Source organism: Yersinia sp. IP36721 (assembly GCF_003634395.1).
Taxonomy (GTDB): Bacteria; Pseudomonadota; Gammaproteobacteria; order Enterobacterales; family Enterobacteriaceae; genus Yersinia; species Yersinia entomophaga.
The window spans coordinates 101,833-123,369 of sequence record NZ_QCZL01000001.1; the positions used below are offsets into that span (position 1 = coordinate 101,833).

Consider the following 21,537-nt stretch of genomic DNA (forward strand, 5'->3'; position numbering starts at 1 on the left):
TAGCCGAAAACGGAACCGAGAATCTAATGAGTGACTACAAGAATACCCTGAACTTGCCGGAAACAGGGTTCCCGATGCGCGGCGATCTGGCAAAACGCGAACCTGAGATGCTGAAACGTTGGTATGAGCAGGATTTGTACGGGAAAATTCGTGCGGCCAAGAAAGGTAAAAAGTCCTTTATTTTGCACGATGGCCCTCCGTACGCGAACGGCAATATTCATATTGGTCACTCGGTTAATAAAATTCTCAAAGACATTATTATTAAATCGAAAGGTATGGCCGGCTTTGACTCGCCTTATATTCCAGGCTGGGACTGCCACGGTCTGCCTATCGAATTGAAAGTTGAGCAACTGATTGGTAAACCGGGTGAAAAAGTCACCGCGGCCGAGTTCCGTGCGGCCTGTCGTAAGTACGCGACAGAGCAGGTAGAAGGCCAGAAAAAGGACTTTATCCGTCTGGGCGTGTTGGGTGACTGGGATCATCCTTACCTGACGATGGACTTCAAAACTGAAGCCAACATCATTCGCGCACTGGGTAAAATCATCGATAACGGCCATCTGCACAAAGGTGCTAAGCCGGTGCACTGGTGTACCGACTGTGGTTCATCTTTGGCCGAAGCGGAAGTGGAATATTACGATAAGACTTCTCCGTCTATCGACGTGCGCTTTAACGCCGCTGATGCAGCCACCGTTGCCGCGAAATTTGGCGTTTCTGACGTTACCGGCCCGATTTCTCTGGTGATCTGGACAACCACGCCGTGGACTCTGCCAGCTAACCGCGCGATTTCACTGAATCCAGAATTTGTGTATCAGCTGGTGAAAGTGGGCGACGAGAATTTGATTCTGGCTGCCGATCTGGTGGAAAGCGTGATGAAACGCGCCGGAATCATCGAGTGGACTGTGTTGGGCAACTGCCAGGGCGCGGATCTCGAGCTGCTGCGTTTCCGTCATCCGTTCCTGGATTTCGACGTGCCGGCAATTTTGGGCGATCACGTGACTCTGGATGCCGGTACCGGTGCGGTTCATACCGCTCCTGGCCACGGCCCAGACGACTTTGTAATCGGTCAGAAATACGGTTTGGAAGTGGCGAATCCGGTAGGGCCAAACGGCTGCTACCTCACCGGCACTTACCCAATGCTGGACGGCGTATTTGTTTTCAAAGCTAACGATATGATCGTTGAGCTACTGCGTGAGAAAGGCGCTTTGCTGCACGTAGAGAAAATGTCTCACAGCTATCCGTGCTGCTGGCGTCACAAAACGCCGATTATCTTCCGCGCGACGCCACAATGGTTCATCAGCATGGATCAGAAAGGTCTGCGTAAGCAGTCGTTGGAAGAAATCAAAGACGTGCAGTGGATTCCAGATTGGGGTCAAGCGCGTATTGAGACCATGGTTGCCAACCGTCCTGACTGGTGTATTTCCCGTCAGCGCACCTGGGGCGTGCCGATGTCTCTGTTTGTACACAAAGAAACTGAAGCCCTACATCCGCGCAGCACTGAGCTGATGGAAGAAGTGGCGAAGCGTGTAGAGCAGGATGGCATTCAGGCGTGGTGGGATCTGGATCCCGCGGAAATTCTGGGTGCGGACGCCGACGATTACATGAAAGTACCAGACACGCTGGACGTTTGGTTTGACTCAGGTTCAACCCATTCTTCAGTGGTTGACGTGCGTCCTGAATTTAACGGCTATGCTCCGGATATGTATCTGGAAGGTTCTGACCAGCATCGCGGCTGGTTTATGTCATCACTGATGATTGCAACTGCAATCAAAGGCAAAGCGCCTTACCGCCAGGTGCTGACTCACGGTTTCACCGTTGATGGCCAGGGACGCAAAATGTCCAAATCCATCGGTAATACCGTCAGCCCACAGGATGTGATGAACAAATTGGGTGGCGACATCCTGCGTCTGTGGGTGGCTTCGACGGATTACACCGGCGAAATCGCCGTGTCAGATGAAATTCTGAAGCGCTCTGCCGATTCTTATCGTCGTATCCGTAACACCGCGCGCTTCCTACTGGCTAACCTGAACGGTTTCGATCCGGTTCAGCACATGGTTCAGCCGGAAGATATGGTGGTACTGGATCGCTGGGCGGTAGGTCGCGCGCAGGCGGCGCAGGCTGGCATCATCGAAGCTTACGAAAATTATGATTTCCATCTGGTTGTCCAGCGTCTGATGCAGTTCTGTTCGGTCGAAATGGGCTCGTTCTATCTGGATATCATTAAAGACCGTCAGTACACGGCGAAAGGCGACAGCGTTGCCCGCCGTAGCTGCCAAAGCGCGTTGTTCCACATCGCCGAAGCGCTGGTGCGCTGGATGGCGCCGATCATGTCCTTTACTGCCGACGAGATCTGGAACCAACTGCCGGGCGAGCGTCCAGAGTATGTCTTCACTGAAGAATGGTATCAGGGGCTGTTTGGCCTGACCGGCACTGAAAGCATGAACGACAGCTTCTGGGACGAACTGCTGAAAGTCCGTGGCGAAGTGAATAAGGTTCTGGAACAGGCTCGTAGCGATAAGCGCATCGGTGGCTCTCTGGAAGCGGATGTGACTCTGTTTGCCGAACCTGAACTGGCGGCGCGTCTGAACAGCCTGCAAGATGAACTGCGTTTTGTATTGCTGACTTCCGGCGCTCACGTAGCGGATTACGCTGCAGCAGGGGATGATGCACAGCAAAGTGAACTCATCAGCGGCCTGAAAATCACCTTCAAGAAAGCCGATGGCGAGAAATGCCCGCGTTGCTGGCACTACACGCAGGATATCGGTCTGGTAGCGGAACACGCAGATTTATGTGGTCGCTGTGTTACTAACGTGGCCGGTGACGGCGAAGAGCGTAAGTTTGCCTAATGAGTAAGCCGATTTGTTCGACCGGATTGCGCTGGCTGTGGCTGGCGGTATTGGTGGTGGCATTGGATTTGGGGAGCAAGCAGTGGGTGATGACTCACCTTGCGTTGGGAGAGTCGATCCCTCTGATCCCTTTCTTTAATATGACCTATGCACAAAATCCGGGGGCGGCGTTTAGCTTCCTGGCGGATAAAGATGGCTGGCAGCGCTGGTTCTTTGCGCTGATCGCCGTCGGTATATCGGTGACGCTGGCGGTACTGATGTACCGCTCCAGCGGCAAACAACGTCTGATAAACTGTGCTTATGCGCTGATTATCGGCGGTGCCTTAGGCAATTTATTTGATCGTATGGTACATGGCGTCGTTATCGATTTTATTCATTTCTACGTTAATGACTGGCATTTTCCGATCTTCAATCTGGCCGACACGGCTATTTGTATCGGTGCAGCGCTAGTGGTATTTGAAGGGTTTTTAAGCCCTTCAGAAAAAGCCGCACCAAAGAAAGGTGAGTAATATGTCAGACCGGGTACAGGATAACAGTGCCGTTTTGGTGCATTTTACGCTGAAACTGGAAGATGGCTCTACGGCTGAATCCACGCGCACACACGGTAAGCCTGCGCTATTTCGCTTAGGCGATGGCAGCTTATCCGATCAGTTGGAAGAAGAGCTGCTTGGCCTACAGATTGGTGACAAGCATGCCTTTACTTTGCCACCGGAAGCGGCGTTCGGTCTGGAAAACCCGGATCTGATTCAATACTTTAGTCGACGTGATTTTGCTCAAACCGGCTTGCCGGATGCGGGCACTATCATGCTGTTTACCACCCGAGACGGCAGTGAAATGCCGGGCGTGGTGCGTGAAGTGGCTGAAGAATCCGTCACCGTTGATTTCAATCATCCGTTGGCCGGTCAATCTATCAGCTTTGATATAGAAGTGCTGGAGATTGATCCTCAACAGGAGGAATCTCATGCAAATACTGCTGGCTAATCCACGAGGCTTTTGCGCCGGAGTCGATAGAGCTATCAGCATTGTAGAACGCGCGTTGGAGATGTACGGCGCGCCGATCTATGTTCGTCATGAAGTGGTGCATAATCGCTACGTGGTGGATAGCCTGCGCCAGCGCGGAGCCATCTTTATCGAGGAAATATCGGAAGTGCCAGATGGCTCTATTCTGATATTTTCTGCCCATGGCGTTTCCCAGGCCGTTCGGGCAGAAGCCCGCTCGCGCCAGTTGACGATGCTGTTTGATGCGACCTGTCCGTTAGTGACCAAGGTTCATATGGAAGTGGCTCGTGCCAGCCGTAAGGGCAAAGAGGCGATTCTGATTGGACATGCGGGCCACCCGGAAGTGGAAGGCACCATGGGGCAATACAGTAACCCGGAAGGGGGAATGTATCTGGTGGAATCGCCAGCGGACGTGTGGACGCTGAAAGTAAAAAACGAAGATAATCTGTGCTTTATGACGCAAACCACTTTGTCGGTTGATGATACGTCTGAAGTGATAGATGCGCTGCATAAACGCTTCCCTAAGATTATCGGTCCGCGTAAAGATGATATTTGCTACGCTACCACTAACCGACAGGAAGCGGTGCGCAATCTGGCGGATAAAGCGGACGTGGTTTTGGTCGTCGGCTCGAAAAACTCGTCTAACTCGAACCGTTTAGCCGAACTGGCACAACGGATGGGCAAAGCGGCTTATCTCATTGGCTCTGCTGATGATATACAAGAAATTTGGCTGAACAATGTTTCCTGCATCGGTGTGACTGCTGGAGCCTCAGCGCCGGATATTCTGGTACGGCAAGTCATTGCTCGCCTGCAAGATCTGGGGGCGGGTCACTCGATTGAACTGAGTGGCAGGGAAGAGAATATTGTTTTCGAAGTGCCAAAAGAGCTTAGGGTTAACGTAAAGCAGGTCGACTAAGTTAGCCGAATATAAAAAAGCAGCCTTGGGGCTGCTTTTTTTATGGCAAAAGAAAACCCAAGGTAACGGTTTGGATACAGTAATGTTAAATGAGTTTCTTCTGGCTACTCCTTGATAATGCATGAATATGCGTAAAGATGCAGCGCTGAAAATTTGCCCGTTTTCGGTTTGTTATGCAGAAATTGAGAGAATTCCATCTGATTATCCGATGCGCCGGCGCTTTTTACCTGCAATAGATGAGTAATTAAGTGCTTTCACTGATAAAAATGAGCGGATATCATTTTTTTCTAATACAGCTTAAATAGTCTGGCAGACTCAGTGGCAGACCGCTAATCTGAACCCTGATCAGGGCTGATATAAAACAACAAGAGGATTTATGACTGATTCAGCAATTCGTGTCGCTATTGTCGGTGCCGGTGGCCGTATGGGGCGACAATTGATTCAGGCCGTGCATCAAATTCCTGGAGTAACTCTGGGTGCTGCGCTGGAGCGCAAAGGTTCGTCACTGGTAGGCACTGATGCCGGCGAACTGGCCGGTATAGGGTTGCTAAATATCAAGGTGGCAGATGATGTTGCCGAAGCAATAAACAGCTTTGATATCCTTGTGGACTTTACTCGTCCAGAAGGCTCGTTGGCGCATTTGGCTCTGTGCCGCCAGCACGGAAAAGGTATGGTTATTGGTACGACTGGCTTTGATGAAGCTGGCAAAGCTGCGATTAGCGCCGCGGCGGCAGATATTGCGATTGTTTTTGCGGCCAATTTTAGCGTAGGCGTCAATCTGGTCCTTAAGCTGTTAGAGAAGGCCGCTAAAGTCATGGGTGACTACGCCGATATCGAAATTATTGAAGCTCACCACCGCCATAAAGTCGATGCGCCTTCGGGCACTGCGTTGGCGATGGGAGAAGCGATTGCGGAAACGTTAGGGCGCGATTTAAAAGACTGCGCCGTTTATAGTCGCGAAGGTTATACCGGCGAGCGTAAGGAAGGGACTATCGGTTTTGCTACCGTCCGTGCGGGGGATATTGTGGGTGAGCATACTGCGATGTTTGCAGATATTGGCGAACGGGTTGAGATCACCCATAAAGCGACCAGTCGTATGACTTTTGCTAATGGAGCAATTAAATCCGCAATCTGGCTATCAACTCAGGATAAAGGATTGTTTGATATGCGAGATGTCTTGGGTTTAAACGATTTATAATATGTAATGTACCGCTGTGATGTGGTTATTCCTATCATAACTATCTGATAGTAGAGCGATATTTTTATCGCTCTTTTTTATTTTGTTATTTTAAGTGTTAAGTGGTTATTTTATTATTAGATGGCTGTTTTTGTGTTTTTTAATGTGTTTTTCAGCGTTTTATTGAAATTTTACGACTCCTATCATTGCCAATTTGCCTTTTCTCTCTCCGAATACGTTAAAATTCACTCTATCACCCTCGCAACCGTTTACTATGTTAACTTAGTTTGTATTTTTGCCGCCATAAACCCACTATTTTGGCGAGATGGGCAAAAAACAAAGAAAAAATGGTACTTTGGCTAGACAAGAGCCTAGCTCATCATTAAAATGCGCCCAATTTGCCAAAAATTAGCTTTGAGGGCGGTTTTTGCATTGATTTAGATCGTTAATTCTGAATTAATATGCAGATAATGTGACTGTTTATTCCTTGGAGGGTGTTTTGATTAAGTCAGCGCTATTGGTTCTCGAAGACGGAACCCAATTTCACGGTCGGGCCATCGGGGCAGAAGGTTCGGCAGTGGGGGAAGTGGTCTTCAATACGTCGATGACCGGTTATCAAGAAATCCTCACTGATCCTTCCTATTCCCGCCAGATCGTTACTCTTACTTATCCCCATATCGGCAATGTCGGCACCAACGCCGCCGATGAAGAATCCTCCGCAGTACACGCCCAAGGTCTTGTTATCCGCGACCTGCCACTGATTGCCAGCAACTACCGTAATGAAGAAGGCTTATCCGAATATCTCAAACGCCACAACATCGTTGCGATTGCAGATATCGATACCCGTAAGCTGACTCGTTTACTGCGTGAGAAAGGCGCTCAGAACGGTTGCATCATCGCTGGCGACCTGACGGATGCGGCTGTGGCACTGGAAAAAGCTAAAGCTTTCCCCGGTCTGAAAGGGATGGATTTAGCAAAAGAGGTCACGACCAAAGAAGCTTACACCTGGCTGCAGGGGAGCTGGACGCTGGAAGGCGAACTACCGGCGGCGAAAAAAGCTGAAGAATTACCTTTCCATGTAGTGGCTTACGATTATGGCGTAAAGCGTAATATTCTGCGTATGCTGGTGGATCGTGGCTGCCGTCTGACGGTTGTTCCAGCACAGACTCCGGCGGAAGACGTGCTGAAGCTGAATCCAGACGGGATCTTCCTGTCCAACGGCCCGGGCGATCCGGAACCCTGCGACTACGCCATTACCGCGATTAAACGTTTTCTCGAAACCGATATTCCAGTCTTTGGAATCTGTTTAGGTCACCAACTGCTGGCACTGGCCAGCGGCGCAAAAACGGTAAAAATGAAGTTTGGCCACCACGGCGGCAACCATCCGGTGAAAGATTTGGATGGCAACTGCGTGATGATTACCGCACAAAACCACGGCTTCGCGGTGGATGAAACCTCATTACCTGCCACTTTACGTACAACCCACACTTCGTTATTCGATGGTTCTCTGCAAGGTATCCATCGTACTGATAAAGCAGCGTTCAGCTTCCAGGGGCACCCTGAAGCGAGCCCGGGGCCACATGATGCCGCTCCGCTGTTTGACCACTTTATCGAACTGATTGAAGCCTACCGCGCATCATCATCAGCAAGCACTAATAGCAAGTAATCAGGAGCTAAGACCATGCCAAAACGTACAGATATAAAAAGCATCCTGATTCTCGGCGCTGGCCCGATTGTTATCGGACAGGCCTGTGAGTTCGATTATTCAGGTGCTCAAGCCTGTAAAGCCCTGCGTGAAGAAGGTTATCGGGTTATTTTGGTGAACTCCAACCCGGCAACCATCATGACCGATCCGGAAATGGCCGATGCGACCTACATCGAGCCGATTCACTGGGAAGTGGTTCGCAAAATCATTGAAAAAGAACGTCCAGACGCAGTATTACCAACCATGGGCGGCCAAACCGCGCTGAACTGTGCGTTGGAACTGGAACGTCAGGGCGTGCTGGCCGAGTTTGGCGTGACCATGATTGGTGCCACCGCCGACGCCATTGATAAAGCAGAAGACCGCCGTCGCTTTGATATCGCGATGAAGAAAATCGGTCTGGATACGGCGCGCTCCGGCATCGCTCACAATATGGAAGAAGCGCTGGCCGTTGCGGCTGACGTGGGTTTCCCTTGCATCATTCGTCCGTCCTTCACCATGGGAGGCACCGGCGGCGGTATTGCCTACAACCGTGAAGAGTTCGAAGAAATCTGCGAGCGCGGTCTGGATTTGTCTCCAACTAAAGAACTGTTGATTGACGAATCTCTGATCGGCTGGAAAGAGTACGAGATGGAAGTGGTGCGTGATAAAAACGACAACTGCATCATCGTCTGTTCCATCGAAAACTTCGACGCTATGGGGATCCACACCGGTGACTCCATCACCGTTGCGCCAGCGCAGACTCTGACGGATAAAGAATATCAAATCATGCGTAACGCCTCGATGGCGGTACTGCGTGAAATCGGCGTGGAAACCGGCGGCTCCAACGTTCAGTTCTCGGTTAACCCAAAAACTGGCCGTCTGATTGTTATTGAGATGAACCCGCGCGTATCCCGCTCTTCGGCGCTGGCATCCAAAGCAACTGGTTTCCCGATTGCCAAGATTGCCGCCAAGCTGGCGGTAGGTTACACGCTGGATGAACTGACCAACGATATCACCGGTGGCCGTACTCCGGCGTCATTTGAGCCCTCCATCGATTACGTTGTGACCAAAATCCCTCGCTTTAATTTCGAGAAATTTGCCGGTGCCAACGACCGCCTGACGACCCAAATGAAATCGGTCGGCGAAGTGATGGCGATTGGCCGTACTCAGCAAGAATCCTTGCAGAAAGCCTTACGTGGTCTGGAAGTGGGCGCGACCGGCTTTGATCCAAAAGTCAGCCTGGACGATCCGGAAGCGCTGACCAAGATTCGCCGCGAGCTGAAAGACGCTGGCGCAGAGCGTATCTGGTACATCGCCGATGCGTTCCGCGCCGGTATGTCCGTAGACGGCGTTTTCAACCTGACCAACGTTGACCGCTGGTTCCTGGTGCAGATTGAAGAACTGGTTCGTCTGGAAGAGAAAGTAGCTGAATGCGGTATCAACGGCTTGAATTATGAATTCCTGCGCCAGTTGAAGCGTAAAGGTTTTGCTGATGCGCGTCTGGCTAAACTGGTTGGCGTAGCCGAAAGCGAAGTGCGCAAGCTACGCTACAAATTTGACCTGCATCCGGTTTACAAACGTGTGGATACCTGTGCGGCAGAATTCTCTACTGATACAGCCTATATGTACTCAACCTATGAGGAAGAGTGCGAATCTAACCCAACCAGCGATCGTCCGAAAATCATGGTGTTGGGCGGTGGTCCTAACCGTATCGGTCAGGGGATTGAATTCGATTATTGTTGCGTTCACGCCTCGCTGGCGCTGCGTGAAGACGGTTACGAAACCATCATGGTGAACTGTAACCCTGAAACGGTTTCCACGGATTACGATACCTCTGACCGTCTGTACTTCGAGTCAGTGACGCTGGAAGACGTGCTGGAAATCGTACGTATTGAGAAGCCACAGGGTGTTATCGTACAGTACGGCGGCCAGACTCCGCTGAAACTGGCTCGCGAACTGGAAGCTGCCGGCGTTCCTGTTATCGGTACCAGCCCTGATGCCATTGACCGCGCAGAAGACCGTGAGCGTTTTCAGCAGGCGGTGAATCGTCTGGGTCTCAAGCAACCGGCTAACGCCACCGTTGCCACTATCGAACAAGCGGTAGATAAGGCTAGCGGCTTGGGTTATCCGTTGGTGGTGCGTCCTTCCTATGTACTGGGTGGCCGCGCAATGGAAATCGTCTATGACGAAACCGACCTGCGCCGTTACTTCCAGAATGCGGTGAGCGTGTCTAACGATGCACCAGTATTGCTGGATCGTTTCCTCGATGACGCGGTGGAAGTGGATGTGGACGCGATTTGCGACGGTGAGCGTGTGCTGATCGGCGGAATTATGGAGCATATCGAGCAGGCAGGGGTTCACTCCGGTGACTCAGCTTGTTCATTGCCAGCCTACACGCTAAGCAAAGAAATTCAGGATGTTATGCGTCAGCAGGTTGAGAAGCTGGCGTTTGAACTGTGCGTTCGCGGTTTGATGAACGTCCAGTTCGCGGTGAAGAACAACGAAGTTTATCTGATTGAAGTGAACCCACGCGCTGCTCGTACCGTACCTTTCGTTTCTAAAGCCACCGGTATGCCATTAGCGAAGATTGCCGCTCGAGTTATGGCTGGCAAATCACTGGCAGAGCAAGGGATAACCGAAGAAATCATCCCGCCATATTACTCGGTAAAAGAAGTGGTACTGCCGTTTAATAAGTTCCCTGGCGTTGACCCGATTCTTGGGCCAGAAATGCGTTCAACCGGTGAAGTTATGGGCGTTGGCCGTACCTTCGCAGAAGCATTTTCGAAGGCGATGCTGGGCAGCCAGTCCGGTATGAAGAAAAGTGGTCGTGCGCTGTTGTCGGTGCGCGAAGGGGATAAAGCTCGCGTGGTTGATTTGGCTGCCAAGCTGCTGAAACAAGGCTTCGAACTGGATGCAACCCATGGTACTGCGGTGGTGTTAGGGGAAGCGGGCATAAATCCACGTTTGGTCAACAAGGTACATGAAGGCCGTCCTCACATTCAGGATCGTATTAAGAATGGCGAGTACACCTACATTGTCAATACCACGGCGGGACGTCAGGCTATCGAAGACTCCAAGCTGATTCGTCGCAGTGCCTTACAGTATAAAGTGCACTATGACACCACGTTAAACGGTGGTTTCGCGACGGCAATGGCGCTGAATGCGGATCCAACCGAGCAAGTGATTTCAGTGCAGGAAATGCATGCCAAGATTAAGCAAATGAAAGGTTAATCTGGGTAAGCGCAAAATTGAAAGGCGATGGAAACATCGCCTTTTTTGTGACTGAAACAAAGTGAATCAACTCAGGGCGACTTTAATACCCAGACCAATCAGTAAACCGCCGAGAACCTTATCCACCAGTTTTTGTGCTTTCGCCAGCCCGCGCCGAACCGGAGCGCTTTGGATCAAAATGACCAGTATTGGCCACCAAACTACTGCTAATCCCAATATGATCGAGGCGTACCACAGTTTTTCGCCGATACCGGAGTTAATCTGAAGTATCTGGGTGAATACCGCGAGAAAGAATAGCGTTGCTTTGGGATTTAGCAGGTTGCAAAGGTAGCCCTGCAGAAAGGCATTCTTCATCTTGATAGTTTGTTGTGGCAAATGGCTGATATTCATTTTGCTTTCTCCGCGTGAGAGAAGCGCCTGAATACCTACCCAAATTAGGTAGACAGCACCGGCATATTTCAGGAAATTAAATAACCACGGGGTAGTGGTAATAACCACCGCCAGGCCTGCTACGCAGTAAGACATGTGAGTCGCCACGCCGCAAATAACGCCAAATGCGGTCATCATGGCGGCAGAACGACGATAGCGAGCGGCATTTTTTATGACCAGAAAGAAATCAGGGCCGGGAGAAAGCATCCCCAAAGTAGCGATAGTGGCAACAAATAATGAAGTTTCGAGCATCAGGGAATTCCGCAATGTAGCAGGGTAATAGGTGAATAATAGCGCTGTCCCAGTTCCCTGACATCACCTTAATGGGTAAGAAATTAAAATCAACGTTTCACTCTTTTGACAGGTATCGATACAGAATGATGAGCCAGGAGAATGCAATTTGTCAGGGTATACCCCATCAGCAGCAGCGGGAGATTACCCGGCTATGTATACAATGTGCCCTGTTATTGTTACAGCATGGCGCAGAAAGCATGTTGGTAGAACAACTCTCCGCTCGTCTGGGGATTGCCTTGGGAATGGATAGCGTTGAAAGCTCGATCTCTGCTAACGCGGTGGTATTAACGACTATTAGCCAAGGGAACTGCCTGACCTCGACCCGAAAAAATACCGATCGCGGCATTAATATGCAGGTTGTGACCGAAGTACAGCATATTGTTATTTTAGCTGAACACCGTTTGCTGGATGCTCAGGATGTTGCAAAACGCTTAGATCATATTCGGCCACTACGTTATCCACGTTGGCTGGTGGTAGCGATGGTCGCTTTGTCCTGCGGGTGCTTTAGTATGCTAAACGGCGGCGGTTGGGATGCCTTTTCTATCACTTTTATCGCCAGCGGCGTGTCGATGTTTGTGCGGCAAAGTTTGACAGCTCGTCATATGAATCCTCTGATTAACTTCTGTATTACGGCATTCGTTGCGACTTCGGCATCAGGTTTGCTGATGCGCTTACCTCAGTTTGAACAGGCTTCCAGCGTAGCAATGGCCGCCAGCGTTTTACTGTTGGTTCCCGGATTCCCGCTGATTAATGCGGTCGCGGATATGTTTAAAGGCCATGTGAATACCGGACTGGCTCGTTGGGCAATGGCCAGCCTGTTGACGTTATCGACCTGTATTGGCGTGGTGATCGCCATGGCACTGTGGGGGCTGCGGGGATGGGCATGAGTTTATTATGGGCTTTGCTGCAAGATATGGCGCTGGCGGCCATTCCGGCATTGGGTTTTGCGATGGTGTTTAACGTTCCGATTCGGGCATTACGTTATTGCGCACTGTTGGGCGCTATCGGTCACGGTTCGCGTATGCTGATGATGCATTTTGGTATGAATATCGAATTGGCGTCGCTGGTGGCTTCAATCCTGATAGGCGTGATTGGTATTAGCTGGTCGCGCTGGCTACTCGCGCACCCGAAGGTATTTACGGTCGCTGCGGTTATCCCGATGTTTCCCGGTATTTCTGCCTATACTGCGATGATCTCGGTGGTAGAAATATCCCATTTGGGATACACCGAGGAGTTGATGTCAACGATGGTTACCAATTTCTTAAAAGCTTCATTTATTGTTGGCGCACTATCGATAGGTTTATCCTTGCCAGGATTATGGCTTTATCGTAAGCGCCCGAGTGTATAGGCTTTTTTTCCGAGGTCAGCAGTCCCATCGCTAAGAGCTGTCTTATATGTGCTGTTAGCCTGATTATGACTATCGACGGCTGATAAGGCTTTACGTATAGTGTGAGCAATTTTTCGGGACTGGCTAACTTAGCCTACAGGGTTTAATAATGATTATCAGCCTGATCGCTGCACTTGCGGCAGATCGTGTTATTGGTATGGAAAATGCCATGCCGTGGCACCTACCGGCTGATTTGGCGTGGTTTAAACGTAACACGCTGAACAAACCGGTAATTATGGGTCGCAAAACGTTTGAATCTATTGGTCGTCCACTTCCTGGCCGTCTGAATATCGTTATCAGCAGCCAGTCGGGCACCGACAGCCGCGTCAGCTGGGCAACTTCAATCGACGAAGCGCTGGCTTTAGCCGGTGACGTTGAAGAAGTGATGGTTATGGGCGGAGGGCGGGTATATAGCCAGTTCCTCGATCGCGCACATCGCTTGTACCTGACACACATCGATGCTGAAGTTGGGGGCGATACACATTTCCCTGACTATGAACCTGATGAATGGGAATCTTCATTCAGTGAGTTCCACGATGCAGATGAAGCTAATTCACATAGCTATTGCTTTGCGATATTAGAGCGTCGCTAGTTTTTACCGAACTGGATTAATTCAATAGGAGGCCTATATGGCCTCCTTTTTTTATCAAAAAATGCCTGTCTATTATTATGGTTCTCGTTATTAAATTAGAAAATGCCAGAGTTCAATCTGGTTGATATATTTATTTTTCCTTTCAATGCTAATTCTTACTTTATATAAATGGGAGTGTTAAATGCGAAAAATAAATATGGTAACGATTCTACCTATTATTCTATATAGCCACCTGTTATCAGCCTCTGTCAATCATTGCCCAGAGCCGAGTGAAATTGATGGGGCTAATGGTATGGGGTTATATTTTACGGCAAATAGTCAGTGGCTTGGAGTATCTCAAGGCGCTGAGAATAATGGAAAAGTTTCTCATTTTTTACGGGCTACCTACCATCCTTATAATAGTAACGCTGAGACTATAGGTATTTTAACTAGCTGTAGCTATGCCCTTGAATCTGGAACTATAGATATGCATATGAAAGATTATGAGTCGATAAAAAACGGTGGCTTTTTTGTTTCTCTGAAAGGGCATGAACCTTGGGTGAAGACGTCATCGACGTTAACGGGAGATAAATTCGTTTGTCAGTCTGATGATGTGAAATATTGTACTTTTGACCGGTTGGATTATTACCAAATATGCCAGTTTCAGACGGAAAATAATAGCTAGAGTAATGTAATGAATACTAAGAAAGGCTAACTGTTAATCACTATTATTTTGATCTATCTTTTTTGAGAGTCTCCGAGTGTCATTTATTTGTCATAAGTGAGACTTATTATTTCTATGCATCTGCTTTTATCAATTAAAAATAAGGGAAAATACTTATGGTAAATGAAGTTATGCAATTGAATGAAGATCGATTGATCAATCGTGCAGGACGAGAACTGCGTGCAGATAATATTGATAAAATAGGTTTAGTTGGAATTCTTGGCGGCGGAATCTGGCCTGCCTCAATCGAGAGCGACAGCTTCGACAACATGCTTCAAAGCAGTGCGGTTACGGATAGGAATTTTTGGCAAGAGTAGTTCGGTGCGCAATGTCATTCTGAAAAATGAGAAATGGCACAAATAAATACGTGCCATTTCATCATATTAAACGAGGTTAATTAGCCGCTGCGATGCTGACGTCAGTGCCTTTTTCGCGGAAAGATTGCTGAGTGAAATAGCGCTTATCTTCCCAGCGCAGCATAGTCAGCACGCCTCCCCAGCAACAGCCGGTATCCAGCGCGTAAATACCTTCCGGAGCGCCTTTCCCTTCCAGAGATGCCCAGTGACCAAACGCAATGGAATAATCAGGATCAACCAACCGAGGCAAATCAAACCAGGGTTTTAGCGGTGATGGCGCATTCTCTGGCGTATCTTTGCAGATCATGTCCAACTGACCATTTGGGAAGCAGTACCGCATACGGGTTAGAGCATTAGTGCTAAAACGCAAACGAGCCAGACCAGATAGCTCCTGGCTCCAATTGTTTGGCATATCGCCGTACATGGCATCCAGAAATAGTGGATAGCTGTCGCTACTCAGCACCGCTTCGACTTCGCGGGCACAGGTTTGGGCGGTTTCAATATCCCACTGTGGCGTGATTCCTGCGTGGGCCATCACCAGTTTCAATTCCTCATCGACCTGAAGCACCGGCTGGCGGCGTAACCAGTTAATCAATTCATCGGCGTCTTGGGCTTCCAGCAGCGGGGTGATGCGATCTTTGGGCTTATTGCGGCTAATGCCAGCATAAACTGCTAATAAGTGCAGGTCGTGATTGCCTAGCACCATACGTACGGCCGGGCCTAATGCGCGAACATAGCGCAGAACATCTAAAGATGCGGGGCCACGGGCGACCAAATCACCGGTTAACCAAAGAGTGTCTTGCTGAGTATTAAACTCAACTTGCGCCAATAGGGCGCGTAGTTCATCGATACAGCCGTGAACATCGCCAATCAGGTAGGTAGACATATTTTTCTGGGCCGGATTAGTGGATCAGCGTCGGGATAGCCAAACGGAAGACGGGAATTGCCGTACGGAATGCCTGGCCTAGGTGATCAACCATTTCGTAGTGCCCTTCCATGGTACCCAGCGGCGTTTCTAGTACCGCGCCGCTGGTATATTGGAATTCATTGCCCGGAAGAATCAGCGGTTGCTCACCGATAACGCCTTCACCTTGAACTTCGGTCTGACGACCGTTGCTATTGGTGATCAGCCAGTAACGACCAACCAGCTGAACCGTTGAACGCCCCAGATTGCGAATAGTGACGGTATAGGCGAAGACAAAGCGTTCTTCATCAGGTATCGATTGGGTTTCCACATAGATACTTTGTACCTGCACACACACACGGGGCCGTTCAATCATGGCGAACTCCTGTTATTCCTGCGGTGTCGATTGCGCCGAAAGCCAGTTAGCCAGCTTACAGTATTGCGCCACAGAAATGTTTTCTGCGCGAAGCGTCGGATTGACACCTAATTCGGTTAATTGCTCAGGCGTAAACAAATCCCCTAAGCTATTACGTACGGTTTTCCTGCGCTGGTTAAAAGCTTGCGTAGTAATGCGGCTCAGCATACGCACATCCCCAACCGGGTTAGGCATGTTCACATGAGGAACCAGACGTACCACGGCAGAGTCTACTTTTGGCGCTGGGGTGAAGGCCGTAGGTGGCACTTCAAGAACTGGTATCACGTTACAATAATATTGCGCCATGACGGTTAAGCGGCCATAAGCCTTACTGTTTGGGCCAGCAACCAAGCGGTTTACCACTTCTTTTTGCAACATGAAATGCATGTCGCGAATAGCCTGAGTATAGCTGAACAGGTGGAACATTAACGGGGTAGAAATGTTGTACGGCAGGTTACCAAACACGCGTAATGGCTGACCCGCCTGTTCTGCCAGCTCGGCAAAATCAATCTTCATGGCATCTTGCTGGTGGATCGTCAGCTTATCTTTTAGCTGCGGATGGCTGGCCAAACGTGCGGCAAGATCGCGATCCAGCTCGATAACCGTCATGTGATCCATACGTGCAGCAACTGGTTCGGTTAACGCGCCTAAGCCGGGCCCGATTTCCACTACCGCTTCCCCGGGAACAGGGTGGATCGCAGAAACAATACTATCGATGACAAACTGATCGTTTAAAAAGTTTTGTCCAAAGCGTTTGCGGGCAAAGTGCCCTTGGTGGACTCTATTATTCATTGCTGTTATTTATCATTTTAATGGCTAAATTTAATGCCGTTTTGAAGCTGCCCACGTCGGCAGTGCCGGTAGCAGCAAGTTCCAAAGCGGTTCCGTGGTCCACTGATGTGCGGATAAAAGGCAGACCGAGGGTAATATTTACCGCTCGTCCAAAGCCTTGGTATTTTAACACCGGTAGCCCCTGATCGTGATACATGGCTAATACGGCATCGGCATGTTGCAAATATTTGGGCTGGAACAAGGTATCCGCCGGCAACGGGCCAATCAAGGTCACGCCTTGCTGACGCAGCTCGTCTAGCGCGGGAATAATGATATCCAGCTCTTCACGACCCATATGGCCGCCTTCGCCTGCGTGTGGATTTAACCCACAAACATAAATATGCGGCTGTTGGATGCCAAATTTGGTTTTGAGATCCCGATCGAGAATAGTGATAACTTCGTGCAGGTTATCCCGAGTTATAGCGCGAGAAACCTCTGACAACGGTAAATGCGTTGTAGCCAGAGCGACGCGCAGCTCTTCGGTTGCCAGCATCATAACGACTTTTTGGCACAGGCTACGCTCGGCAAAAAACTCAGTATGACCAGTGAAAGGGACGCCTGCATCATTAATAATGCTTTTTTGTACCGGACCAGTGACCAAAGCCGCGAATTCACCCCGCAAGCATCCATCGCAGGCCTGAGCCAGCGTTTCTACCACGTAGGCGCTGTTACTAACCGAAGGAACACCTGCGGTGACCGGAGCGGCGGCAACGGGCAGGATAGTTAAGGTTCCTGCCCGCTGGGCAAGGCCAGCTTCATCGGGTTGATATTCCCGCAATTGCAGAGGGAGCTTCAATTGCTCCGCCCGTTCAAGTAGCAAGGCCGGATCGGCGCACACGACTAACTCAACAGGCCAGTCCTGTTGAGCCAGAGTGATCACCAGATCCGGCCCAACCCCGGCAGGTTCGCCGGGGGTAATGACAATGCGGTTATTTTTGTGCATCGCTACCATCAAGAATCTTCACATAAGAAGCGGCACGTTGTTCCTGCATCCAGGTTTGCGCTTCTTCAGAGAATTTACGGTTAAACAGCATGCGGTAGGCACGATCTTTCTGCGCCGCATCGGTTCGGTCTACCTGACGGGTATCGACTACCTGAATCAAATGCCAGCCGAAAGATGAATGAACCGGCGCACTGATCTCGCCTTTTTTCAGTTTCATCAAGGCATCACGGAAGGCTGGATCGTAGATGTCGGGAGAAGCCCAACCCAGATCGCCGCCTTGTACCGCAGAGCCTGGATCTTCAGAAAGTCGCTTGGCTTCATCGGCAAAGGTTGCCTTGCCGCTTTTGATATCATTCGCCGCTGCCTGTAATTTTGCGCGTGCCTGATCGTCGGTCATCACAACGGATGGTTTAAGCAAAATATGGCGAGCGTGCACTTCTGTAACCGAAACGGTTTGATTTGTGCCGCGAATATCATTCACTTTCAGAATATGGAAACCGACGCCGGAGCGAATCGGCCCAACAACCTGACCTTTGCTGGCCGTTTGCAGTCTTTCAGCAAATAGCGTTGGCAATTCCTGTAGCTTGCCCCAACCCATTTGGCCGCCTTTCAATGCCTGAGAATCGGCAGAGTTTGCGATAGCCAATTTGCCAAAGTCCGCGCCATTTTTGAGTTCCGCGACCAGATTTTTTGCCAAGTCTTCAGCGGTATCAACCTGCTGTTGGGATGGATTTTCCGGTAACGGAATTAAAATGTGGCTCAGGTTTAATTCAGCGTCATCGCCGGTCTGGGCTGCGATCTGTTTGGCCAGTGATTCGACTTCTTGCGGTAAAATGGTGATGCGACGGCGAACTTCGTTATTTCGCACTTCGGAGGTCAGCATTTCTTTGCGAATCTGGGCGCGGTAAGTGTTGTAATCTAACCCTTCAGCGGCCAGACGGCTGCGCATTTGTGCCGTTGTCATACGGTTTTGCGCCGCAATATCAGCAATGGCTTTATCCAGCGCTTCGTCGGAAACGGTAATCCCCATTTTCTGTGCCATCTGCAATTGGATATTATCCATAATCAGGCGTTCCAGAATCTGGTGGCGCAACGTGCCTTCGTCAGGAATTTGCTGACCAGCCTGTTGCGCATTGAGTTTTACCGACTGTAACAAACCGTCGACGTCACTCTGCAAGACCACACCGTTATTAACCACGGCGGCCACTTTATCAACTTCTTGTGGTGCTGCGAACGCGGTATTGGCACCGATCACCAATCCGAGAATAAGCGTTCTCCAGTTCTTCATACCTTTTCCATTATGTAATCCGCAGTTGCGGGTTTAAATTCACTGAATTCAGTGTGTTACTCAGTATCAGAATGCGCTTTGGTAAGGCAGGATACCAGAGCGTAACATCTGTTGGGTACCCAAACTGTGGTTGCTGCTTAAACCACGTAACTCTATGTTAAACGAGATTTTGTTATCATATTTACTGGTATTGTCCAGCGTGTTCCAGCCGTTGATTTTACGCTCATAGCCCAGATTAATCGCCCAACAGCAGGTATTGTACTGTACCCCAACCAGTTGGCTAGCCGGTTGATTGGCCTTAGTGTCGTAATAGTATGACCCGACGATAGCCCAACGGTCGGCCAACGGTAAACTGGCCACTGCACCCACTTGAGAAATACCTTCCTGATAGCCCTGGCTTCTCACCTTAGGTACCGCCGCCTGAATATATTCAGGGCTGGCGTAGCGGTAGTTCAACTGAAGCACCGTTTCGGCATTGTGGCGATATTCCATCACTGTATTACCCTGAGTCAGACTTCCCAAGCGGGTATCGTACTGCGCTCCGCCTCTAAAGCCCCACTTATCGGTAATTTTCCAATAGGTGTCCCCGGCCCATACCAGGCTACCGGTATCATTGCTGTTGTCGATATTGGCTGAGTTTTTATTATTATCACCGGTTCTGGAAGGGGTGAAATAATAGATTTGACCCAAGGAAACGTTAAAACGTTCAACCAGCCCATCATCATAAATGCGAGAAGTTAAACCGGTAGCGATCTGATTGGCCGATGCGATGCGATCCAACCCGCCATATGTGCGGTCACGGAACAGGCCGGTATAGTCAGTTTGTAGCAGAGTGGTGTCGTAAAGATAGATGTCATCCTGGTTGCGATAAGGCACATACAAATATTGGGCTCGTGGCTCCAAAGTTTGCGTATAGCCTTCTGCCCAATCCATCTGGCGGTCAAATACCACTTTTCCATCGACTTTAAACTGTGGCAGAACGCGATTGACTGAATCTTGCAGACCACCGTTATTCGCCGCATAATTACTTGAAAAACCAGTGGGAATATCTTGCTGATAGTGAGTTGCCATCAGCTTGATTTCGGTATTCAGGCTCGCCCAATCGTTCGCCAGAGGAAGATTGATTGATGGCTCAATATGGAAACGATCCGCCTTCGGATTATTCGGATTCACGCTGGTGAATTTAACTGCTTGCCCATACACCCGCATATCGAACGGGCCTACATCGTTTTTGTAATAATTGAGATCTAACTGCGGCTGGGCGCGGTAGGCATTTGAGTCACCGCCACCATTGGCGAATACTTGGAACTGTTTGGATGACAATGTAGCGTCCCAGTTTTTCTGCGCATAGCCCACGCTAAAAATTTGCGTGGCGTAGCCGTCAGTACTGGAACCATAAAGTGAAGTGAAGTCTCTAAAGTAAGTCGGATCGCTGACTTTGGTATAGTCGATGTTAAAGCGCCATACCTGATCCATGACGCCAGAATGGCCCCAGTAGTAGAGCCAACGAGCTTTATCATTATTGGCTTTGTCTGCGCTGGCATATTCGCGGTCGCTTGATAGCCAGTCGAATGCCATGGTACCAGCACCGGGGGCTAGCAAATAGCGGAATTCGTTCTGGAACTGAGTGCCGCGTTTCTCAATGTAGTGAGGTGTAATGGTGGCATCAAAGTTCGGCGCGATGTTCCAGTAGTACGGCAACATGAATTCGAAGCCGTTATTGGTGCTGTAACGCGCATTCGGGATCAGGAAACCGGAGCGGCGTTTATCGCCAACGGGCAGTTGCATATATGGGCTATAGAAAACCGGTACCGGCCCGATTTTAAAGCGTGCATTCCAGATCTCGGCCACTTGTTCTTCGCGATCATGAATCACTTCGCTACCCACTACGCTCCAGCTGTTATCACCGGGCAGGCACGAGGTAAAAGTACCGTTTTCCAGAATGGTATAGCGATTTTGACCGCGCAGTTTCATCAGATCGGCATCACCGCGACCCTGACGCCCTACCATTTGGTAGTCGCCCTTATCCATATTGGTGTCTTTGGTGTTCAGATTTGACCAGGCTTTTGGCCCTTTCAGAATAATCTGCGGATCGTCGTAATTGACATCACCTATAGCGGTGACGGTTCGCACCGGAATCGGCTGGCCGGGTTCCTGTGTCTGGTGTAACTGAACCTCATTGGCCGTTAGGGTGCTGTTACCCTGCTGGACATTAACGTTACCGGTGAAAACCGCACTGTGGGGATAATTGCCTTCGGTTTTATCCGCTTGGATATGCACCGGAAGCTGGTTGGTATCGCCCGTAACCAGCGGTTTGTCATAGGTAGGAACGCCGAACATGCATTGTTCAGCGAGGTCGGCCAGCGATTGCTGACTATAGAGTGCCGTCCATATCAACGTGGCCAGCAGTGTTGGGAATCTTTTTTTCATACGCGCTTTTGGTGTTCCGTCATCAGGGGCAACGTGCCGGCAAACGGTCTGAGACTATCTCACTCATCAGAGTTGCGCTAGTGTTAAATCCGGCCGTTTACACGTCTCGCCGTTA

19 protein-coding genes are annotated in these 21,537 nt (G+C 49.9%); 12 read left to right on the plus strand and 7 right to left on the minus strand.

Features of this window, described 5'->3' with window-relative positions; translation table 11 throughout:
* Nucleotides 1-26 precede the first annotated feature (26 nt).
* The 7 genes from ileS (at nt 27) to carB (ending at nt 10,850) form a co-directional block, all read left to right on the plus strand.
* A complete protein-coding gene (ileS, locus tag DBA33_RS00420) occupies nt 27-2,843 on the plus strand; it encodes an isoleucine--tRNA ligase (RefSeq protein WP_064516343.1) in 2,817 nt (938 codons plus the stop codon).
* Entirely contained in the window at nt 2,843-3,352 is a 510-nt protein-coding gene (gene lspA / locus DBA33_RS00425) for a signal peptidase II (protein ID WP_064516345.1), read from the plus strand. Before ileS ends, lspA begins: the two co-directional genes overlap by 1 nt.
* 1 nt (nt 3,353) lies before the next feature.
* Nucleotides 3,354-3,824, plus strand: coding sequence for an FKBP-type peptidyl-prolyl cis-trans isomerase (fkpB, locus tag DBA33_RS00430; protein WP_064516347.1), 471 nt, complete (start codon nt 3,354-3,356; stop codon nt 3,822-3,824).
* Nucleotides 3,805-4,758, plus strand: coding sequence for a 4-hydroxy-3-methylbut-2-enyl diphosphate reductase (ispH, locus tag DBA33_RS00435; RefSeq protein WP_120805196.1), 954 nt, complete (start codon nt 3,805-3,807; stop codon nt 4,756-4,758). The genes fkpB and ispH overlap by 20 nt, the downstream gene beginning before the upstream one ends.
* A 376-nt stretch (nt 4,759-5,134) precedes the next feature.
* Nucleotides 5,135-5,956 carry a 4-hydroxy-tetrahydrodipicolinate reductase gene (gene dapB, locus DBA33_RS00440; RefSeq protein WP_064516350.1) on the plus strand — a complete coding sequence of 274 codons (822 nt, stop codon included), beginning with the start codon at nt 5,135-5,137 and terminating at the stop codon, nt 5,954-5,956.
* A 478-nt stretch (nt 5,957-6,434) separates the two neighbouring features.
* Nucleotides 6,435-7,601, plus strand: a complete 1,167-nt coding sequence (gene carA / locus DBA33_RS00445) for a glutamine-hydrolyzing carbamoyl-phosphate synthase small subunit (RefSeq protein ID WP_120805198.1) — start codon at nt 6,435-6,437, stop codon at nt 7,599-7,601.
* A gap of 15 nt (nt 7,602-7,616) precedes the next feature.
* Nucleotides 7,617-10,850 (plus strand): carbamoyl-phosphate synthase large subunit, encoded by a 3,234-nt coding sequence (carB, locus tag DBA33_RS00450; RefSeq protein WP_120805200.1) that lies wholly within the window; start codon nt 7,617-7,619, stop codon nt 10,848-10,850.
* A 66-nt stretch (nt 10,851-10,916) separates the two neighbouring features.
* On the opposite strand, the gene DBA33_RS00455 is transcribed toward carB, so the two are convergent.
* Nucleotides 10,917-11,531 carry a LysE family translocator gene (locus tag DBA33_RS00455; RefSeq protein WP_064516356.1) on the minus strand — a complete coding sequence of 205 codons (615 nt, stop codon included), beginning with the start codon at nt 11,529-11,531 and terminating at the stop codon, nt 10,917-10,919.
* Between the two features lie 128 nt (nt 11,532-11,659).
* Here DBA33_RS00455 and DBA33_RS00460 point away from each other — a divergent pair, with 128 nt between their 5' ends.
* The 5 genes from DBA33_RS00460 to DBA33_RS00480 all read left to right on the plus strand — a co-directional run bounded on the left by DBA33_RS00460 (nt 11,660) and on the right by DBA33_RS00480 (nt 14,572).
* Nucleotides 11,660-12,460, plus strand: a complete 801-nt coding sequence (locus DBA33_RS00460) for a threonine/serine exporter ThrE family protein (protein WP_064518439.1) — start codon at nt 11,660-11,662, stop codon at nt 12,458-12,460.
* Nucleotides 12,457-12,921 (plus strand): threonine/serine exporter, encoded by a 465-nt coding sequence (locus DBA33_RS00465; RefSeq protein WP_064516358.1) that lies wholly within the window; start codon nt 12,457-12,459, stop codon nt 12,919-12,921. Before DBA33_RS00460 ends, DBA33_RS00465 begins: the two co-directional genes overlap by 4 nt.
* Nucleotides 12,922-13,069: 148 nt before the next feature.
* Nucleotides 13,070-13,552 (plus strand): type 3 dihydrofolate reductase, encoded by a 483-nt coding sequence (folA, locus tag DBA33_RS00470; RefSeq protein WP_120805205.1) that lies wholly within the window; start codon nt 13,070-13,072, stop codon nt 13,550-13,552.
* 181 nt (nt 13,553-13,733) lie between these two features.
* Entirely contained in the window at nt 13,734-14,216 is a 483-nt protein-coding gene (locus DBA33_RS00475) for a DUF3757 domain-containing protein (RefSeq protein ID WP_064516362.1), read from the plus strand.
* A 155-nt stretch (nt 14,217-14,371) separates the two neighbouring features.
* Complete coding sequence (locus DBA33_RS00480) at nt 14,372-14,572, plus strand: hypothetical protein (protein WP_064516363.1); 201 nt, start codon at nt 14,372-14,374, stop codon at nt 14,570-14,572.
* 76 nt (nt 14,573-14,648) lie between these two features.
* Here the strand turns inward: DBA33_RS00480 and apaH are convergent, their stop codons facing one another.
* From apaH to lptD, 6 genes are all read right to left on the minus strand, one after another.
* Nucleotides 14,649-15,497, minus strand: coding sequence for a bis(5'-nucleosyl)-tetraphosphatase (symmetrical) ApaH (gene apaH, locus DBA33_RS00485; RefSeq protein ID WP_064516365.1), 849 nt, complete (start codon nt 15,495-15,497; stop codon nt 14,649-14,651).
* A 16-nt stretch (nt 15,498-15,513) separates the two neighbouring features.
* Nucleotides 15,514-15,891: a Co2+/Mg2+ efflux protein ApaG gene (gene apaG / locus DBA33_RS00490; protein ID WP_049598893.1), complete on the minus strand. Its 378-nt coding sequence runs from the start codon at nt 15,889-15,891 to the stop codon at nt 15,514-15,516.
* 12 nt (nt 15,892-15,903) lie between these two features.
* Entirely contained in the window at nt 15,904-16,722 is an 819-nt protein-coding gene (rsmA, locus tag DBA33_RS00495; RefSeq protein ID WP_049598890.1) for a 16S rRNA (adenine(1518)-N(6)/adenine(1519)-N(6))-dimethyltransferase RsmA, read from the minus strand.
* The gene (pdxA, locus tag DBA33_RS00500; protein ID WP_064518441.1) at nt 16,715-17,704 is read right to left on the minus strand and encodes a 4-hydroxythreonine-4-phosphate dehydrogenase PdxA; all 990 of its coding nucleotides are present in this window, start codon (nt 17,702-17,704) and stop codon (nt 16,715-16,717) included. The genes rsmA and pdxA overlap by 8 nt, the downstream gene beginning before the upstream one ends.
* Nucleotides 17,691-18,992 carry a peptidylprolyl isomerase SurA gene (gene surA, locus DBA33_RS00505; protein ID WP_064516367.1) on the minus strand — a complete coding sequence of 434 codons (1,302 nt, stop codon included), beginning with the start codon at nt 18,990-18,992 and terminating at the stop codon, nt 17,691-17,693. The genes pdxA and surA overlap by 14 nt, the downstream gene beginning before the upstream one ends.
* A 66-nt stretch (nt 18,993-19,058) precedes the next feature.
* Nucleotides 19,059-21,422, minus strand: coding sequence for an LPS assembly protein LptD (gene lptD, locus DBA33_RS00510; RefSeq protein ID WP_120805207.1), 2,364 nt, complete (start codon nt 21,420-21,422; stop codon nt 19,059-19,061).
* Nucleotides 21,423-21,537 lie beyond the last annotated feature (115 nt).

Excerpts from the sequence above, each read along its gene's own strand:
- carB (WP_120805200.1), top strand. The coding sequence starts at position 7,617 with ATGCCAAAACGTACAGATATAAAAAGCATCCTGATTCTCGGCGCTGGC.
- ileS (WP_064516343.1), top strand. The coding sequence starts at position 27 with ATGAGTGACTACAAGAATACCCTGAACTTGCCGGAAACAGGGTTCCCG.
- DBA33_RS00455 (WP_064516356.1), bottom strand. The coding sequence starts at position 11,531 with ATGCTCGAAACTTCATTATTTGTTGCCACTATCGCTACTTTGGGGATG.
- dapB (WP_064516350.1), top strand. The coding sequence starts at position 5,135 with ATGACTGATTCAGCAATTCGTGTCGCTATTGTCGGTGCCGGTGGCCGT.
- DBA33_RS00460 (WP_064518439.1), top strand. The coding sequence starts at position 11,660 with ATGAGCCAGGAGAATGCAATTTGTCAGGGTATACCCCATCAGCAGCAG.
- apaG (WP_049598893.1), bottom strand. The coding sequence starts at position 15,891 with ATGATTGAACGGCCCCGTGTGTGTGTGCAGGTACAAAGTATCTATGTG.
- fkpB (WP_064516347.1), top strand. The coding sequence starts at position 3,354 with ATGTCAGACCGGGTACAGGATAACAGTGCCGTTTTGGTGCATTTTACG.
- surA (WP_064516367.1), bottom strand. The coding sequence starts at position 18,992 with ATGAAGAACTGGAGAACGCTTATTCTCGGATTGGTGATCGGTGCCAAT.
- DBA33_RS00465 (WP_064516358.1), top strand. The coding sequence starts at position 12,457 with ATGAGTTTATTATGGGCTTTGCTGCAAGATATGGCGCTGGCGGCCATT.
- pdxA (WP_064518441.1), bottom strand. The coding sequence starts at position 17,704 with ATGCACAAAAATAACCGCATTGTCATTACCCCCGGCGAACCTGCCGGG.
- apaH (WP_064516365.1), bottom strand. The coding sequence starts at position 15,497 with ATGTCTACCTACCTGATTGGCGATGTTCACGGCTGTATCGATGAACTA.
- DBA33_RS00480 (WP_064516363.1), top strand. The coding sequence starts at position 14,372 with ATGGTAAATGAAGTTATGCAATTGAATGAAGATCGATTGATCAATCGT.
- lspA (WP_064516345.1), top strand. The coding sequence starts at position 2,843 with ATGAGTAAGCCGATTTGTTCGACCGGATTGCGCTGGCTGTGGCTGGCG.
- rsmA (WP_049598890.1), bottom strand. The coding sequence starts at position 16,722 with ATGAATAATAGAGTCCACCAAGGGCACTTTGCCCGCAAACGCTTTGGA.
- ispH (WP_120805196.1), top strand. The coding sequence starts at position 3,805 with ATGCAAATACTGCTGGCTAATCCACGAGGCTTTTGCGCCGGAGTCGAT.
- lptD (WP_120805207.1), bottom strand. The coding sequence starts at position 21,422 with ATGAAAAAAAGATTCCCAACACTGCTGGCCACGTTGATATGGACGGCA.
- DBA33_RS00475 (WP_064516362.1), top strand. The coding sequence starts at position 13,734 with ATGCGAAAAATAAATATGGTAACGATTCTACCTATTATTCTATATAGC.
- folA (WP_120805205.1), top strand. The coding sequence starts at position 13,070 with ATGATTATCAGCCTGATCGCTGCACTTGCGGCAGATCGTGTTATTGGT.